Source organism: Nocardioides marinisabuli (assembly GCF_013466785.1).
Classification (GTDB): domain Bacteria; phylum Actinomycetota; class Actinomycetes; order Propionibacteriales; family Nocardioidaceae; genus Nocardioides; species Nocardioides marinisabuli.
Map to the genome: position 1 here is coordinate 4,062,916 of NZ_CP059163.1, position 16,330 is coordinate 4,079,245.

General features: G+C 75.2%; 14 protein-coding genes. 3 read left to right on the top strand and 11 right to left on the bottom strand.

Annotated elements, in window-relative coordinates; all coding sequences use genetic code 11:
* Position 1 precedes the first annotated feature (1 nt).
* The 4 genes from H0S66_RS19500 to trpC are packed head-to-tail and all read right to left on the bottom strand — an operon-like array spanning position 2 to position 3,519.
* Positions 2-631, bottom strand: a complete 630-nt coding sequence (locus H0S66_RS19500) for an SCO family protein (protein WP_179616835.1) — start codon at positions 629-631, stop codon at positions 2-4.
* Positions 624-1,448: a tryptophan synthase subunit alpha gene (trpA, locus tag H0S66_RS19505; protein ID WP_179616836.1), complete on the bottom strand. Its 825-nt coding sequence runs from the start codon at positions 1,446-1,448 to the stop codon at positions 624-626. The genes H0S66_RS19500 and trpA overlap by 8 nt, the downstream gene beginning before the upstream one ends.
* Entirely contained in the window at positions 1,445-2,740 is a 1,296-nt protein-coding gene (trpB, locus tag H0S66_RS19510) for a tryptophan synthase subunit beta (protein ID WP_179616837.1), read from the bottom strand. The genes trpA and trpB overlap by 4 nt, the downstream gene beginning before the upstream one ends.
* Positions 2,737-3,519, bottom strand: coding sequence for an indole-3-glycerol phosphate synthase TrpC (gene trpC, locus H0S66_RS19515; RefSeq protein WP_179616838.1), 783 nt, complete (start codon positions 3,517-3,519; stop codon positions 2,737-2,739). Before trpC ends, trpB begins: the two co-directional genes overlap by 4 nt.
* Positions 3,520-3,716: 197 nt before the next feature.
* Between trpC and H0S66_RS19520 the strand changes: the two genes are divergently transcribed.
* Together H0S66_RS19520 and H0S66_RS19525 are read left to right on the top strand one after the other, a co-directional pair.
* Positions 3,717-4,037 (top strand): CD225/dispanin family protein, encoded by a 321-nt coding sequence (locus H0S66_RS19520; protein ID WP_179616839.1) that lies wholly within the window; start codon positions 3,717-3,719, stop codon positions 4,035-4,037.
* A gap of 5 nt (positions 4,038-4,042) precedes the next feature.
* Positions 4,043-4,498, top strand: a complete 456-nt coding sequence (locus tag H0S66_RS19525; protein ID WP_179616840.1) for a DUF2752 domain-containing protein — start codon at positions 4,043-4,045, stop codon at positions 4,496-4,498.
* 22 nt (positions 4,499-4,520) lie between these two features.
* On the opposite strand, the gene H0S66_RS19530 is transcribed toward H0S66_RS19525, so the two are convergent.
* The 7 genes from H0S66_RS19530 to H0S66_RS19560 all read right to left on the bottom strand — a co-directional run bounded on the left by H0S66_RS19530 (position 4,521) and on the right by H0S66_RS19560 (position 14,580).
* Complete coding sequence (locus H0S66_RS19530; protein WP_179616841.1) at positions 4,521-4,961, bottom strand: DUF2752 domain-containing protein; 441 nt, start codon at positions 4,959-4,961, stop codon at positions 4,521-4,523.
* Positions 4,962-4,974: 13 nt separating this feature from the next.
* Positions 4,975-5,178, bottom strand: a complete 204-nt coding sequence (locus H0S66_RS19535) for an HGxxPAAW family protein (RefSeq protein ID WP_179616842.1) — start codon at positions 5,176-5,178, stop codon at positions 4,975-4,977.
* Between the two features lie 58 nt (positions 5,179-5,236).
* A complete protein-coding gene (locus tag H0S66_RS19540) occupies positions 5,237-5,890 on the bottom strand; it encodes a Trp biosynthesis-associated membrane protein (RefSeq protein WP_179616843.1) in 654 nt (217 codons plus the stop codon).
* The gene (gene hisI, locus H0S66_RS19545) at positions 5,883-6,248 is read right to left on the bottom strand and encodes a phosphoribosyl-AMP cyclohydrolase (protein ID WP_179616844.1); all 366 of its coding nucleotides are present in this window, start codon (positions 6,246-6,248) and stop codon (positions 5,883-5,885) included. The genes H0S66_RS19540 and hisI overlap by 8 nt, the downstream gene beginning before the upstream one ends.
* Before the next feature lie 85 nt (positions 6,249-6,333).
* On the bottom strand, positions 6,334-10,707 hold the full coding sequence (locus H0S66_RS19550; RefSeq protein WP_179616845.1) for a carboxypeptidase regulatory-like domain-containing protein: 4,374 nt from the start codon (positions 10,705-10,707) through the stop codon (positions 6,334-6,336).
* Positions 10,708-10,882: 175 nt separating this feature from the next.
* On the bottom strand, positions 10,883-12,694 hold the full coding sequence (locus H0S66_RS19555; RefSeq protein ID WP_179616846.1) for an ABC transporter ATP-binding protein: 1,812 nt from the start codon (positions 12,692-12,694) through the stop codon (positions 10,883-10,885).
* Positions 12,691-14,580: an ABC transporter ATP-binding protein gene (locus tag H0S66_RS19560; protein ID WP_219633595.1), complete on the bottom strand. Its 1,890-nt coding sequence runs from the start codon at positions 14,578-14,580 to the stop codon at positions 12,691-12,693. Before H0S66_RS19560 ends, H0S66_RS19555 begins: the two co-directional genes overlap by 4 nt.
* A 123-nt stretch (positions 14,581-14,703) precedes the next feature.
* Between H0S66_RS19560 and H0S66_RS19565 the strand changes: the two genes are divergently transcribed.
* Complete coding sequence (locus H0S66_RS19565) at positions 14,704-16,305, top strand: amidohydrolase (RefSeq protein ID WP_179616847.1); 1,602 nt, start codon at positions 14,704-14,706, stop codon at positions 16,303-16,305.
* Positions 16,306-16,330 lie beyond the last annotated feature (25 nt).

A 16,330-nucleotide genomic window follows, 5' to 3' on the forward strand; every position in this document is an offset into this window, starting at 1 on the left:
GTCAGCTCCTCGCGAGCAGGGTGTGGATGTCGGCGGCGAACTGCGCCGACGACGTCTCCTGGCCCCAGTAGAGCGGCGCGTCGTCGCCGCCGTCGATGGCCACCACCTGGGTGCTGTGGGTGTTGGGGTCGTAGCCGCCGCTGGGCAGGCGGGTGCCGTCGGTGACACCGATGGCGATCGACTCCCCCACCTCCTCGATGTCGTCGAGGTCGCCGGTCAGGCCGGTGAAGTCGGGGTCGATCCGGTCGAGGTAGGCGCGCACCGTCTCGGCGTCGTCGCGGGCGGGGTCGCTGGTCACGAAGACCACCTCGACCTGCTCGCGGTCGGCCTCTTCGAGCCGGGTCATCGCGCTCGCCAGGTTCGTCAGCACGGCCGGGCAGATGTCGGGGCAGCGGGTGTAGCCGAAGAACACCAGGGTCAGGCGGGCGTCGGTGTCCTCGGTCAGCGAGTAGGGCTCGCCGTCGGTGTCGGTCAGCGGCGTCGAGGACACGTCGAAGGGCGGGTCGACGACCTGGGCGCTCAGCGCCCCGCCCGTCGCCTCGCTGCCGCCGCCGCAGGCGCTGAGCAGCAGGGAGGCGGTGAGCAGCGCCGGGGCCAGCAGCCGGCGGGTGGCGCGCGGGCGCTCAGCCACGTCGTACCCCCTCGGCCAGGTCGCGGGTCAGCGCGCGCAGGGCCTCGAGGCCCGCGGCGCGGTCGTCGGGGTGGTCGAGCAGCGTGCGCACGAACGCCGAGCCGACGATCACCGCGTCGGCGTACGACGCCACCTCGGCCGCCTGGTCCCCGTTGCCGACCCCGAGCCCGACGCCGACCGGCAGGTCGAGGCCCGCCTCGGCCACGGCCTTCTTGGTGCGGGCCACGAGCGGGCCGGCGAGGTCGCTGGTGGTGGTGCGGGCCCCGGTCACGCCCATGACGGCCGTCGCGTAGACGAAGCCGCGGCTGGCGCGCACCGTCATCGCGACCCGCTCGGGGGTCGAGGAGGGCGCGACGAGGAAGATCTTGTCGAGGCCGTGCCGGTCGGCGGCGGCGATCCACTCCGGGGCGAAGTCGGGGGTCAGGTCGGGGGTGATCAGGCCTGCTCCCCCGGCGTCGGCCAGGCCGGCGGCGAACCGCTCGACGCCGTAGCGCTCGACCGGGTTCCAGTAGGTCATCACGACGGTGGGGGTGCCGGTGGCGGCGACCGCCTCGACGGTGCGCAGCACGTCGTCGGTGCGGGTGCCGCCCTCGAGCGCCTGCTGCGCGGCGGCCTGGATGGTGGGGCCGTCCATCACCGGGTCGGAGTAGGGCAGCCCGACCTCGATGACGTCGCAGCCGGCCTCGACCATGGCCAGCATCGCGTCGATGCCGCCCTGGACGTCGGGGAAGCCGGCCGGCAGGTAGCCGACCAGGGCGGCCCGGCCCTCGGCGCGGGTCCGCTCGAAGACGGACTGCATGGGGGTCGTCGCGCTCATCCGACGGGCTCCTCGGTCACCTTGTCGGGGTCGCCGAGCCCGAAGTACTCGATGGCGGTGCCCATGTCCTTGTCGCCGCGCCCCGAGAGGCTGATCAGCACGGTGGCCTCCGGGCCCTTCTCCACGGCCAGCCGCTCGGCCACCCGCAGCGCGCCGGCGACCGCGTGGGCGGTCTCGATGGCGGGGATGATGCCCTCGGCCCGGCTGAGCAGCGACATCGCGCTCATCGCCTCGTCGTCGGTCACCGGCAGGTACGTCGCGCGGCCGGTGGCGGCGAGGTGGGCGTGCTGGGGCCCGACGCCGGGGTAGTCGAGACCGGCGCTGATCGAGTGGGACTCCAGCGTCTGGCCGTCGGCGTCCTGCAGCACGTAGGTGCGCGCGCCGTGGAGCACGCCCCGGTCGGCGGCGTGGATGGTGGCCGCGTGGCGCGGGGTGTCGACGCCCTCCCCCCCGGGCTCGAAGCCGTAGATCGCGACGTCGTCGTCCTCGAGGAACGCGCTGAAGAGACCGATCGCGTTGGACCCGCCGCCCACGCAGGCGGCGATCGCGTCGGGCAGCACGCCGTACTGCTCGAGGCACTGGGCGCGGGCCTCGTCGCCGATGCCGCGGGTGAAGTCGCGCACCATGCTCGGGAACGGGTGCGGACCGGCGGCGGTGCCGAAGAGGTAGGCGGTGTGGTCGACCGAGGCGACCCAGTCGCGCAGCGCCTCGTTGATGGCGTCCTTGAGCGTGGCGCTGCCGGACTCGACCGGCACCACCTTGGCGCCCAGCAGGTGCATGCGCGCCACGTTGAGCGCCTGGCGACGGGTGTCGACGGCGCCCATGTAGACGGTGCAGTCGAGCCCGAAGTACGCCGCGGCCGTCGCGCTGGCCACGCCGTGCTGGCCCGCCCCGGTCTCGGCGATGACGCGGGTCTTGCCCATCCGCTTCGTCAGCAGCGCCTGGCCCAGCACGTTGCGGATCTTGTGGGCGCCGGTGTGGTTGAGGTCCTCGCGCTTGAGGAGCACCCGGCAGCCGACCTGCTCGCTGAGCCGGGTGGCGTGGAACAGCGGGCTGGGCAGGCCGGCGTAGTCGCGCAGCACGTGCTCGAACTCGCCCACGAAGGCGGGGTCGGCCATCGCGTCGGTCCAGGCCTCGGTGAGCTCGTCGAGAGCGGCGATCAGCGCCTCGGGCATGAAGCGGCCGCCCCAGCCCTGCTCGGGCCCGCCGAACCAGCCCTGGGCGTCGGCGTCGAAGCGCCCCGACGGGGAGGGGGTGGACGGCGGCGGGGCGGGGCTGCTGGTGCTGCTCATGCCTGGACTCCTGTCATGGCGGTGACGGCGGCCCGGGGGTCGCCGTCCTTGACGAGGGCCTCGCCGACGAGGACCGCGCGGGCGCCCTCGCCGACGTGGCGGCGCACGTCGTCGGGGCCGAGGACGCCCGACTCGGCGACCTTGACCACGTCGTCGGGGATCTGCGGGGCCAGCCGGCCGAAGGTGGCCTGGTCGATCTCGAGGGTCTTGAGGTTGCGGGCGTTGACGCCCACCAGCGGCGCGCCGAGCGCGACCGCGCGCTCGGTCTCGGCCTCGTCGTGCACCTCGACCAGGGCCGTGAGCCCGAGCTCGCCGGCCAGGTCGTGCAGGCGGCGCAGCTCGTCGTCGTCGAGCGCGGCCACGATCAGCAGCGCCAGGTCGGCGCCGGCGGCGCGGGCCTCCCACAGCTGGTAGTCGGTGACGATGAAGTCCTTGCGCAGCAGCGGGGTGTCGACCGCGGCGCGCACCGCGCGCAGGTCGGCCAGCGACCCGCCGAAGCGGCGCTGCTCGGTCAGCACGCTGATCGCGGCCGCCCCGCCGGCGGCGTACTCGCGCGCCAGCACGGTGGGGTCGGGGATGTCGGCGAGCGCGCCCTTGCTGGGGCTGCGCCGCTTGACCTCGGCGATCACGCTCGAGCCGGGGGCGCGCAGGTGCGGCATCGGGTCGCGCGGCGCGTCGACGTCGGCGAGCGCCGCACGCAGGTCGCTCAGCGACGTGGTGGCCTGGCGCTCGGCGAGGTCGACCCGGACGCCGGCGACGATGTCGTCGAGGACGGACACGGGGACTCCTGGAACGGTGGTGGGGACGCCCCTGAGTCTGTCACGCCGCTGGCTGCGCACCCGCCGCGCGGTCCTGTCGCGGGCACCCGGAGATGGTCCTCCGCCTGTTGGCGCGTCCTGCAGCGGCGGGCGGGCAACGGCGATACGTTCGCCCCGTCCTGTCCCGGCCCGCGTGGGCCCACCCCCAGAGGAACCCGATGAGCTACTCCGAGCCGCCTCCCCCGCCGCCCCAGTACGGCCAGCCCGCCTACGGCGGCGGCCCCGACTCCGCCCCGCCGCCCAACAACCTGGTCTGGGCGATCCTCAGCACCCTCTTCTGCTGCCTGCCGCTGGGCGTCGTCTCGATCGTCTTCGCCGCGCAGGTCAACAGCAAGTGGCAGGCCGGCGACCACGCGGGGGCCCGCGAGTCGGCCGACAAGGCCAAGAAGTTCGCGATCTGGTCGGCGGTGGCCGGCATCGTCGTCATCGTGCTCTACGTGGTCGTCGTCATCGCGGTCATGGGTGCCGGCACGGTGTGATGCCGATGCTCGACGAGCTCGACGAGCACCCCGTCGTCCCGGCGCCCGCCGCCCGGCGGGCGCCGGGACGCGCCTGGCTGCCCTTCGTGGCGACCGGCCTCCTGGGGCTGGGCGCCGCCGCCGTGGTCGCCACCGTCGACCCGCACGAGCCGGGGCACTACCCGACGTGCCCGTTCCTGTCCGTCACCGGGCTGTACTGCCCGGGCTGCGGCAGCCTGCGCACGCTCAGCTCGTTGGCCGGCGGCGACCTGGTCGGGGCGGCCGCGCGCAACCCGTTGACGCTGCTGGCCCTGCCACTGCTCCTGCTCGCCTACCTGCAGTGGGGCCGCCGGCTGGCCGGGCGGGGCACCTGGTCGCCCACCTCCCTGCCCGCACGCTGGATCTGGCTCCTGCTGGGCGCGCTGCTGGCGTTCTGGGTGCTGCGCAACCTGCCCGGCTGGGACGTCCTGTCCCCTGCGTGACCTGGGTGACCGCCCCGGAGGGTCAGGGGGCGAGCCAGCCGCCGAGGGGCAGCGGCAGGTTCCGCAGCAGGGTGAAGGCCGCGACCGCGGCCAGCGCCGTCACCAGGACCACCGGGGCGGCACGCCCGCGCAGCCGCGCCACCGGCCGGCCGCGCCAGCGCGAGAGCGCCCACAGGCCCAGCAGCACCACGACGACCGGCGCGAGGACGACCAGCAGCAGGTTGCTCGAGGCCGCGGCGGCGACGTCGCCGTGGGTGAGGTCGTTGACCGCGCGCAGCCCCCCGCACCCGGGGCACCAGAACCCCAGCGCGGCGGAGGGGCACAGCCCCCAGCTGCCGGCGACGTGCGGGTCGCGCAGGCGCAGGGCCAGGGTGGCCAGCGCCAGCCCGCCGACGACCAGCCCCGGCGCCCGGAGCCGCTCGCGCCGCGTCGGCGGCGAGGGGGCGGGGGCCAGGACGCTCATCGGCGCGGCAGGCTCAGTGGCCGGACTCCTCGTGCAGGCCCATCTTGGCCATCACGAGGAAGACGAGGCCGGCGGCGACGGTGATCGCCACGCCCGCCCAGAAGACCGGGTAGCTCACGGGGCTGAAGAGCAGGCCCACGCTGCCGACGGTGAACCCGAGGAGTCCCACGACCACCGCGGTCCAGGCTGCGGGGGTGTTGCCGTGGCTGTTCGACATGTCTGGGCTCCTCGGGGGTACGTCGATCGGTGCGGCCGAGTGTAGTGGCGCGGGCCGCTCAGCCCGCACCCCGGTCCGGCCCGGACGTGTCCTCGTCGTCGGGGGCGGTCGGGTCGTGCCCCTCGTCGAGCGCGCGCCACAGGTCGAGGTCGGAGAGCTCCTCGACGGGGCGGGTGGCCGCAGCGGTCGCGGCGGCGCCCGCGCCACCCGACGGGGCGTCGTAGCGGCTGCCCATCTCGGGCCAGTGCGGCACCAGCCGCAGCGCGGCCAGCGAGGCGGCCACGAGCAGCACCGAGCCGGCGACGGCGGCGGCGTACCAGCCGGTGTGGGAGACGTCGGCGTCGGCGGCCCCCACCTGCTGCAGGGCGGTGCGCAGGTCGTCGGCCAGGCTCCCCCAGGCGGTCGCGGCGGCCGCGAGCGCACCCAGTGCGGCGACGACGCCGACGACCACGACGCCGCGGCGCACCACGCCGCGGGTCACCAGGACCACGCCCCAGGCCGCCAGCGCGACCAGCGCCAGCGAGGTCACCAGCGGCATGTCGTAGGCGGTGTCGGTCCCGCCGAGCCCGACCGAGGCGGTGACGCCGGAGCCGGGGTCGCCGTCGACGTCGACGCCCGGGCGGGTGCCGGCCACCGCCACCAGGGCACCGGCGGCCAGGCCGAGCAGCACGACCGGCGCGAAGGTGCGCCGCGCGCGAGCGGGCTCAGCCACGGTCGGCGGCACCGGTCAGGGGGAGCAGGTCGGCGTCGAAGCAGGTGTGCTCGCCGGTGTGGCAGGCGGCCCCGACCTGGTCGACCTTGACCAGGAGGGTGTCGCCGTCGCAGTCGAGGCGCACCTCGACGACGTGCTGGACGTGCCCGGAGGTGTCGCCCTTGACCCAGTACTCCCCGCGGCTGCGCGACCAGTACGTCGCCCGCCCGGTCGAGAGGGTGCGGGCCAGGGCGGTGTCGTCCATCCAGCCCAGCATCAGCACCTCGCCGGTGTCGTGCTGCTGGGCCACGGCGGGGACGAGCCCGTCGCTGGTGCGCTTGAGCCGTGCGGCGACGGCCGGGTCGAGCTGGTCGGTCATGGGCCCATCATCCCCCGCGCGCACCACCGCCCCCGCGCCGGGAGGCACGGGGGCGGTGGTCGGGGACCGCGGCAGCGGTCGGACGTCAGCGGATGCGGAAGCTGATCGTCTTCTTGGCGTTGCGGACGTCCTCGGAGCCGCTGAGGAACTTGACCCGCACGGTGTGGAAGCCGCGCGAGAGGCCGCGGACCACGATCTTGTGCGTGCCCCCGGTCAGGGACTTCCGGGCCAGGGTGCGCCTGTTCTCCTTCAGCACCAGCTCCCCGGGCACCGTGTCGACGGCGTCGGCGAGCACCGCGACCTTGAGCACGAGCTTGGTGCCCTTGGTCCGCTTGACGACGTCGAGCCGGGGCTTCTCCGGACCGGTCGTCCCCTCGCGCACCGTGCCCGCCGTGACCGTGCGCACCGCCTCGGCGCGCTCGGGGTGGGTGTAGGTGACGCGGGCCGAGAGGAGCGTGCCCAGGTCGGCCCCGGTCGGGCGGTAGCGGGTGCCGATGGCGCCCGGGACGGCCTGGCCGTCGCGCAGCCACTGCACGGCGCGGGTCGCGCCGGCCGGGTCGGTGGTGCCGGTGTCGACGACCACCTCCTCACCGACCTCCGCACGCCCCGAGACGCTGGGGGCGGTGAGGACCACGACCGGCTCGACGGGCTCGGCGGCGACGGTGCGCGCCTTCGAGGTGGCCGAGGCGCTGTCGCCGCCCCGGCGGGCGGTCACCACGGCGGCGACCGCCTTGCCGACGAGGCTCTCGGTCACCACGATCGACGACGAGGTCGCGCCGGCGACCGGGGTGCCGTCGGCCAGCCACTGGTAGGAGTACGTCAGGCCGGTGGCGGGGTCCCAGGTGCCGTCGGTGGTGCTGAGCGTGCCGCCGGGGGCGGCGGTGCCCGAGACGACCGGCAGCGCCGTGTTGGTCAGCGGCCCGGAGGCCACCGGGCCGACCGGGTCGGCGGTGGCGGTCCCGGAGGTGAGCCCGGCCTTGCTGGCCGTGACCCGCACCGTGACCAGCTTGCCGGCCTCGGCGGCCCCCAGCTCGTGGGTCGACCGGGTCGCGCCGCCGATGGCCACGCCGTCGGCGAGCCACTGGTAGGAGAACGACGTCGGCTCGTTGGTCCAGGTGCCCTCGGTGGTCGAGAGCGTCTGGCCGACCTGCGGGGTGCCGGTGATCCGGGGTGCCGTGCGGTTCGACACGGTGGTGGGGTCGGGGGCGACGAGTGCCGTCGACTCCGAGGTCGCCGTGCCCGGGTCCATGGCCTGGGCCACGCTGGCCGCCACGCGCACCGCGACGGGCTTGCCCTCGTCGGCGGCGCCGGGCGTGTAGGTCGTGCCGGTCGCGCCGGGGACGGCGCGGCCGTCGACCAGCCACTGGTAGGCGAACGTCGGCGCGTCGGCGTTCCAGGTGCCCGGCTGGGCGGTCAGCGGCTTGCCGACGAACGGCTGGCCGGTGACGCTGGGCAGCGTGGTGGCGCGCAGGCTGCCGCGCACGACCGCCACGGTGGTGCGCGAGACGGCGACCCGGTCGGGCTCGTTGGTGGTCTCGGTGACCTTCAGCGAGATCTTGCGGCCCAGCTGGGCCGCGCCGAGCCGCAGGCTGCTGGTCGTGGCGCCGGCGACGGCCTGGCCGTCGGCGAGCCACTGCAGCTCGAAGGTGCCGCCCTTGCTCCACTCGCCGGTGGTGCCGGTCAGGGTCTCCCCGACGACCGCCCTGCCGGTGACCTGCGGGTCCTGCCGGTTCTCGGTCGTCGGGTCGGCCGGGGCGTAGAACGGCGAGGCCTTCGCCTTGCCGGTCGGCTTGCTGCTCGCCGCCTCGCTGACGTCGCCGGTGGCGCGCCGCGCGGTCAGGTGCACCAGGTAGTGCTTGGCGTCGAAGGTCCCGATGATCGGCGTCGCGCTGGGGATCTCGTAGGTCGCCTTGTCGGAGGTGCCCGACGCCTTGGTCCAGGGACCGGCGGCGGTGTCGGACTGGAACCACTGGTAGGCGTAGGTGACGTCGGCGGCCGACCAGGTGCCGGGCTTGGCGGTCAGCGTGCCGCCCTCGACGGCCTGCCCGGCGATCCACGGCGGGGCCAGGTTGACCGGCCGGCCGTCGCTGAGGCGCACGTCGACACCGGTCGCGGCGACGGAGCCGAGCGTGACGTCGTCGGCGTCGGCGAGGGTCTCCTGGGGCGTCCCGTCGACGGTGTGGAACCCCTTGCCCGGGACCCCGACGCGGTAGGTGCGCGCCCGCACCTTCAGCTCGTAGGTGCCGTCGGTGGTCGTGGGCGCGGTGGCGGCGGGCAGCCGCCAGCTGCTGAGCACGGGGGCACCGTCGCGGATGTCCTGCACGAAGCGGTAGTGCGCGCGCACGGTCTCACCGCGGGCGGGGGCGCCCGTGGTGGTGGTGACGGTGCCGCGGACGGCCGAGACCGGCGGCAGGGCGTAGGTCTGCAGGGTGCGGCTCTGCTCGGGCGCCAGGCTGATGTCGGGCGCCTGGTCGAGGCCGACCAGGCCGGGCAGGAACCCGTCGTTCTCGCCGGTCAGGCGGGCCAGCATCCGGTAGCTGCCGCTGGGCACGGAGAAGGAGAAGCTGCCGTCGGAGCCCGAGACGGGCTTGGCGGCCACCGGGCGCCACTCGGTGTGCGCGGGGCCGCCCCGCTCGCCCTGCTCGGTGTAGGAGACCTTGCGCCACAGCGACACCTCGCCGCCGTCGTCGTACGCCGACCCGTCGGCCTCGGTCAGCGCGCCCGCGAGGACGGCCAGCGTGGGCAGGGTGACGTCGCGGCCGCTGAGGACCTGGTGCTTGGCGACCGAGAGGTTCTGGCCCTCGTCGGCGACCGTAGCGGCCGGGAACCAGCGGGGCTCGCGGCCCGGCTTCTGGAAGCGCAGGCGGAAGGGCTCCTCGAGCCCGGCGTCGAGGACCGACACCGCGTAGGCGCCGGACCGGCCGGTGGTGGTGCCCTCGGCGAAGTCGGCCGGGCCCCACTCCCCGGTCGCGGGGTCGAGGACCACCGGGGTCACCGTGACGCCCTGCACCGGCTGGCCGGTGGTGTCGCGCACGGTGCCGACGACCTGGGCGACGCGCTCCAGCTGCGCGTTGACGCCGCCCCTCGGAGTGGCGAACGAGGTCTGCACCTTGGTGGCCTCGCTGCGCGTGCCCTTGCGCTCGAAGAACTGCGGGCGGTAGCCGGGCGCGTGGAAGCCCACGACGTAGCCGCCCCCGGGCGGCACCTCGGCGGAGTAGAAGCCGTCGGCGCCGGTCGTGGCCTGCGTCTTCTGGGCCTCGGTCCACACCGGCTGGCCCGAGGCGTCCGTGGTGCCGGTCTCGACCGAGATCGTCACCCCCTTGACGGGCTGCTCGGTGCCGGCGTCGCGCACGATGCCCTGGATGGTGGTGGTGCTGCGGCTGCCGAGCCGGGCGTCGAGGGGACGGGCGGTGCCCTCCTCGATCCGCACCAGGGCGGCGCGGGACTTGTCCTGGCTCATCGAGCCGTTGTCGAAGTAGTAGGTGCCGAAGGCGGGGGCCTTCACCTCGACGACGTAGTCGCCGAAGACCTGGTCGACGAGCCAGCGGCCCTCGACGTCGGTCGTGTCGCTGACCTCCGACGACTCCTTGCCGTCGGCGTCGACCTGGGTGTGGCTCACGGCCCCGGTGCCTCCGTCGGCGTAGCGCCGGGTGAAGACCCGGATCTCCGCGTCCTTGACGGGGGTGCCGTCCGTGGTCACGACCGTGCCGCCCATCTGCGAGCGGGTCGTCTGGGTGAGGAAGCCGTGGACGGTGCTGGCGCTCTGCTTGTCGGCGAGCGTCACCGAGCCGGCCGCCGCGGGGTCCGCGGTGCTGGCCGTGCTCGAGAGGTAGTGGTGGGTGCGGTAGCCGGTGCGCGCGAAGGACAGCTGGTAGCTGCCGGGCAGCAGGCCGTCGAAGCGGTAGGCGCCCTTGGCGTCGGTGGTCGCCGACCGGGGGGTGGTGCCCGTGCGCGACAGGGTGACGGTCGCGCCCGCGACCGGGTCGCCGGCGAGGCTGCCCTTGCGGGTGACCACGCCGCTGAGCTCGGCGCTGCCGACCTCCAGCTGCTCGTCGACGGCCGTGCGTCCGCCGGTCACGGTCACGTAGGTGGCCTGGGCGAGGTCGGTGGTAGCGCTGCCGCCGTCGCGCAGGTAGGCCGGGTCGTAGCCCTGCGCGGTGTAGCCGACCAGGTAGGTGCTGCGGGTCGCGTCGTCCAGCGTGGTCGACCACGCCCCGTTGGCGTCGGTGGTGCCGGCCACGGCCACCAGCTCCTTGAACGCGCCGTTCTCCCGGTCGCCGAGCTTGACGACGACCCCGGACAGGGGCGCTCCGTCCTGCCCGAGCACCTTGCCGGAGACGGTGACCGTCGCAGCGTGGGCGGCCACCGAGAAGGTGCCCAGCACCAGCGCGAGGACGGTCAGGAGCAGCAGCGGCAGCGAGAGCGCTCTGCGGGGGTGGCGGGACGATGACGAGGGCATGGAACACCTCTCCGGTGGGGGACGCGGCACCGCCCGAGAAGGGTCGGCACTGGCCCCAACCGCCGGCTGTGACCGGTGTTACGGCAGGGGCCCGAGAAACCCCCGAACCGCGTGGGAGGTCTGGACCCACCGGTCCAGACCCGTTGCGCGAAGTAAAAAGTAAAGGTAAAGGAACTCAGCGGCCCTGCTGGGCGACCCACGAGGCGTGCAGGCCGGCGTAGACCGAGCCGGCCTCGGCGACCAGCGTGGCGTGCGGGCCGCGCTGCACGATGCGGCCGCGGTCGACCACGACCACCTCGTCGGCGGCCTCCGCCGTCGACATGCGGTGCGCGATCGTCACCGAGGTGCGCCCGCTCATCAGCCGCTCCAGCGCGCGGCCGATGCGCATCTCCAGCGACGGGTCGACCGCGCTGGTGGCCTCGTCGAGGACCAGGAGGTCGGGGTCGGCGAGGTGGGCGCGCAGCAGGGCCACCAGCTGCCGCTCCCCCGCCGACAGCGACTCGCCGCGCTGCCCCACCCGGGTCCCGAGCCCGGCGGGCAGGCCGGCGAGCCAGTCACCCAGGCCCAGCTCCTCGGCGCTGGCCCAGATCTCGGCCTCGGAGGCCTCCAGGCGCCCGTAGCGCACGTTGGCGGTGATCGTGTCGTCGAAGAGGAAGCCCTCCTGCGGCACCAGCACCACGCTGCGGCGCAGCGTCGCCTGCGCGATGTCGCGCACGTCGACGCCGTCGAGGAGCACCGCACCCTGCGAGGGGTCCATCAGGCGGGTCAGCAGCTTGGCGAAGGTCGACTTGCCCGACCCCGTCTCCCCCACGATCGCCACCCGGCGCCCGGCCGCGATGGACATGGTGACGTCGCGCAGCACCGGCGGACCGCCGGGATAGGCGAAGGTGACGTCGTCGAAGCGCACGTCGATCGGGCCCGGCGGCAGGTCGTGGCCCTCGGGGCCCGGGTCCACCAGGTCGGCGGGGGTGTCGAGGATGCCGATGACCCGGCGCCAGCCCGCGATCGCGAGCTGGGCGTCGGTGAGGATCTGGGTGCCCATCTGCACCGGCCCCACGAACAGGGTGACCAGGAACGCGAAGGCGAGGATCTCGCCGGCGGTGATGTCGCCGGCCAGGCCGAGCAGCACCCCCACCACGATCACGCCGGCGTTGGCCAGGCCCGCGGAGACCCCGCCGAGGGAGAACGAGAACGCCGTGAAGCCCTGGGCCCGGGTGCTCGCGACGCGGTGCGCGTCGACGGCCTCGTCGATGCGGTCCTGGGTGCGCGACTGCACGGCGTACGAGCGCACGACGGCAGCGCCCACGACCGGCTCGGAGATGGCCGAGAGCATCACGCCGACCTGGCGGCGCACGGTGCCGTAGGCCTGCGAGAGCTTGCGCTGGAAGTACTTCAGCGACGCGAAGAGCGGCGCGAAGCACAGCCACACCACCAGCGTGAGCTGCCAGGAGTAGACCAGCATCACCGCGGTCGCGATGACGACCTGGCCGATGCTGACCACGAAGAGCAGGCCGCCGAAGACCAGGAACTGGCTGACCTGGTCGACGTCGCTGGTGACCCGCGCGACCAGGGCCCCGCGCCGCTCGGTGTTCTGGGTCAGCAGCGGGAGGTCGTGGACGTGGCGGAAGGCCTTGGTGCGCAGCGTCGCCAACCCGCCCTCGGCGGTGCGGAACAGCCGGCTGGTCATCTTGTACGACGCCCACGAGGTCAGCACGATCGCGAGCGCCGCCAGCACCCCCATCCACGCGGTGAAGGCCAGGTCGGGCCCGCCCGCGGCGCCGAGCCCGCGGTCGAGCGTCTGCTGGACCGCGATGGGTACCACCACCTGGCCCGCGGAGGCGAGCACCGCGTAGGCCAGGGTCGTGCGGATCCCGACGGTCAGCTCGGGCGAGTGGTGCAGGCCGCGACGGATCGTCTCGACCGCCCGCATCTCCTCGCCGGTGTCGAGGGCGGTGCCCGAGCTCGAGGCGGCGCGCACGGCGCTCATGAGGACTCCTCCGTCGTGGTGCCGGGGGCGGGGTGCTCGTCCTCGTAGGCGTTGACGAGGGCGGCGTAGGAGGGGCTGCGGCCCAGCAGCTCCTGGTGGGTGCCGCGGTCGGCGACCCGGCCACCCTCGAGGTGCACCACCTCGTCGGCCAGCCCGATGGTGGCCTTGCGGTAGGCCACCACGAGCAGGCTCGGACGGTCGGCGGGGTCGTCACCCGGGCCACCCGCGCGCAGCGCGGCCAGGATGCGCGCCTCGACCTCGGGGTCGACCGCGGAGGTGGCGTCGTCGAGGACCAGCAGGCGGGGACGGCGCACCAGGGCGCGGGCCAGCGAGATCCGCTGGCGCTGGCCGCCGGACAGCGACGTGCCGCGCTCGCCGAGACGGCTGTCGAGGCCGTCGGGCAGGGCGGCGACGAAGTCGTCGGCCTGCGCGGCGCGCAGCACCTCCCAGACCTCCTCGTCGCCGATGTCGGCGCCGAGCGTGATGTTGCCGCGCACGGTGTCGTCGAAGAGGAAGGCCGTCTGGGCGACCAGCGAGACCGCCTCGGCCAGCTGGCCGGGCGCGAGGTCGCGCAGGTCCTGGCCGTCGAGGGCGATCCGCCCCTCGTCGGGGTCGACCAGCCGGGTGACCAGGGAGGTCAGGGTGCTCTTGCCCGACGCGGTGGCGCCCACGAGCGCCACGGTGCGGCCCGGCTCGACGGTGAGGGCCAGGTCGTCGAGGAGCCGCTGGCCCGGCTGGTGGGAGTAGCGCAGGCCCTCGATCTCGAGGCGGGCGCCGCGGCGGCCCGTGGGCGTCAGCGACGCGTCGCCGTACGGCATCTCGCCGGTGGCCTCGAGCACGCTGGTGACCCGCCGGAAGCCGACGACGCTGCGGGGGAACTCGCCCAGCAGCCAGCCGATGGAGCGGATCGGGAAGGAGACGATGGTCAGCAGGTAGGCCACCTGCACCACGTCGCCGGGGTCGGTGGCGCCGCTCTGCACCCGGGCCACGCCGACGGCCAGCACGACGAGCACGCCCAGGTTGGGCAGCGCGGCCAGGGCGGGGTCGAACATGGCGCGGATGCGCCCGGCGCGCACCAGCACGCCGCGCAGCTCCTGCGCCTTGGCCGAGAAGCGAGCGGTCTCCTCGCCCTCCCGCCCGAGGGTCTTGACCACCATGGCGCCGTCGAAGGACTCGTGGGCGACCTCGGAGAGCTCCGCGCGCAGCTGCTGGGCGCGGGTCATCAGCGGCGAGCTGAGCCGCTGGAAGACGACGTTGGCGGCGATCACCGCGGGGAAGATCAGCAGCCCGACCAGGGCCAGGACCAGGTCGGCGACGAGCATCTGCGCGACGGCGATCACCATCATCGCGACGGTGCCGACCGCCATCGGCAGCGGCGCGACCGGGCCCCAGGCGGCCTCGACGTCGGAGTTGGCGTTGGAGAGCAGCTGGCCGGTGGGGTGGCGCTGGTGCCACTCCATGGGCAGGGCGAGGTACTGCCGCGTCACCGCCCGGCGGGTGTGGGCCTGCATCCGGTACTGCATGATGCCGGCGCCCAGGCGACGCGCCACGATGCCCACCGCGCGCAGGATGGCGACGCCGAGGAACAGCGCGAGCACCGCCCAGAGCATGCCGGCGCCGATCTCGCCGGTCTCGAAGGCCGGCAGCACCACGTTCTCGGTCGACCAGCCCAGCACCCAGGCGTCGGCGACGGTCAGCGCGCCGAAGAGCACGCTGCCCAGGGTCGAGACCGCGAAGACCCAGGGCTCGCGCTTGATCGCCACCCACAGCACGGCGAAGCCGTCCCGGGTGGTGGTGGCGCGGTTGACCGGACCGGGCGGCGCAGCCGCGTCGACCTCGTCCGTCCCGGTCGCGACCTCGTCGACCTCGTCCGCGACCTGGCTCACCGCTCCCCCACCCGTCTGCTCCCGGGGTCCGCCCGTGCGTCCCCGACCGCGGGCCAACCCCGCGACCCCCGAGGCTATTCCTGCGCCCCCACCGGCCGCACACCCCGGCCCTAGGGTGGCGCCATGGACCACGCCGCCCCCCGCTCCCGTGCCCGACGCACCGTGCTGAGGGGAGGCCGGGTGCTCGACCCCGGCACGCCCGGGCCGCTCGCCGCGCGGCCCACGGCGCTGGCCGTCGAGGACGGCCGGGTCGTCGCGCTCGGCGACGACGACGCGGCGCAGGCGTGGGCCGGCACCGGTGACGAGGCCCCCGAGGTCGTCGACCTCCGGGGCGCCCTGGTCACCCCCGCCTTCGTCGACAGCCACGTGCACACCGTGCGCACCGGCTTCGCGCTCACCGGGCTCGACCTCTCCGGGCCGTCGTACGCCGCCGCGTCGGGGCTCGAGGACGTGCTCGACGCGCTCGCCCGCCACGCCGCCCGCCACCCCGACGACGCGGTGCTGGTGGGCCAGGGCTGGGACGAGACCCCGTGGCGCGCGGGGCGCCCGCCCACCGGCGACGAGCTCGAGCGGGCCGCGCCCGGGCGCCGCACCTACCTGACCCGGGTCGACAGCCACTCCTCGGTCGTCAGCCCCGCCCTGGCCTCCCTGGTGCCCGGCCTCACCGACCTGCAGGGCTGGTCGCCCGACGGCCGCGTCGAGCGCGACGCCCACCACGCGGTGCGGCACACGCTCGAGGGCCTCATCGGCGACGCCGAGCGCCTCGACGCCGCCCGGGCCGCCTGCCACGCCATGGCCGCGGCCGGCATCGCGGGCTTCCACGAGAACGCCGCACCCCACATCGGCCCCGAGTCGGAGATCTCGCTGGTGCGCCGGGCCGCCGAGGACGTCGGGCTGGCCGCGACGGTCTACTGGGGCGAGCTGATGGCCGTCGAGACCGCCGCCCGGCTGGGGGTGGCCGGGCTCGCCGGCGACCTGGTGGCCGACGGCGCCTTCGGCTCGCGCACCGCCGCGCTCGGCACGTCGTACGCCGACGCGGCGACCTGCGGGCACGCCTACGTCAGCGCCGAGCAGGTGCACCAGCACGTCGTGGCCTGCACCCGCGCCGGCCTCCAGGCCGGGTTCCACTGCATCGGCGACGCCGCGCTCGACGCCGTCGGCGAGGGGTTCGCGGCCGCGGCCGCCGAGCTGGGCGACGAGGCCGTGCGGGCCCGGCGCCACCGCCTCGAGCACGTCGAGATGCCCTCGCCGAGCACCGTCGCGCTGCTGGGGCGCCTGGGCGTCACCGCGAGCGTGCAGCCGATGTTCGACGGCCTGTGGGGCGGCCCCTCGGGCATGTACGCCGCCCGCCTGGGCGAGCGCTGGCGCGCGACCAACCCGTTCCGCGACCTGGCCGAGGCCGGTGTGCCCCTCGCCTTCGGCTCCGACTCACCGGTGACGGCCCTGGGCCCGTGGGCCGCGGTGCGGGCCGCGGTCCACCACCACGTGCCCGAGCAGGGGCTGGCGCCGCTGGCGGCGCTGGGGGCCCACACCCGGGGCGGCTGGCTGGCCGCGGCCCAGGACCACCGCGGGCGGCTGGCCCGCGGTTGGGTGGCCGACCTGGCGGTCTGGGAGACCCCGGCGGGCCTCGACGCCGACGGCGTGCCGGTGCTGGAGGCCGGGGCCGCGCTGCCCCGGCTGCTGCGCACCCTGGTGGCCGGACGCACCGTCCACCAGGCCGGCTGACCGACCAGCGACCGGCTACCAGCGA

Coding starts and splice junctions, on each gene's coding strand:
- trpA (WP_179616836.1), bottom strand. CDS start 1,448: ATGAGCGCGACGACCCCCATGCAGTCCGTCTTCGAGCGGACCCGCGCC.
- trpB (WP_179616837.1), bottom strand. CDS start 2,740: ATGAGCAGCACCAGCAGCCCCGCCCCGCCGCCGTCCACCCCCTCCCCG.
- H0S66_RS19520 (WP_179616839.1), top strand. CDS start 3,717: ATGAGCTACTCCGAGCCGCCTCCCCCGCCGCCCCAGTACGGCCAGCCC.
- H0S66_RS19525 (WP_179616840.1), top strand. CDS start 4,043: ATGCTCGACGAGCTCGACGAGCACCCCGTCGTCCCGGCGCCCGCCGCC.
- H0S66_RS19530 (WP_179616841.1), bottom strand. CDS start 4,961: ATGAGCGTCCTGGCCCCCGCCCCCTCGCCGCCGACGCGGCGCGAGCGG.
- H0S66_RS19535 (WP_179616842.1), bottom strand. CDS start 5,178: ATGTCGAACAGCCACGGCAACACCCCCGCAGCCTGGACCGCGGTGGTC.
- hisI (WP_179616844.1), bottom strand. CDS start 6,248: ATGACCGACCAGCTCGACCCGGCCGTCGCCGCACGGCTCAAGCGCACC.
- H0S66_RS19550 (WP_179616845.1), bottom strand. CDS start 10,707: ATGCCCTCGTCATCGTCCCGCCACCCCCGCAGAGCGCTCTCGCTGCCG.
- H0S66_RS19555 (WP_179616846.1), bottom strand. CDS start 12,694: ATGAGCGCCGTGCGCGCCGCCTCGAGCTCGGGCACCGCCCTCGACACC.
- H0S66_RS19565 (WP_179616847.1), top strand. CDS start 14,704: ATGGACCACGCCGCCCCCCGCTCCCGTGCCCGACGCACCGTGCTGAGG.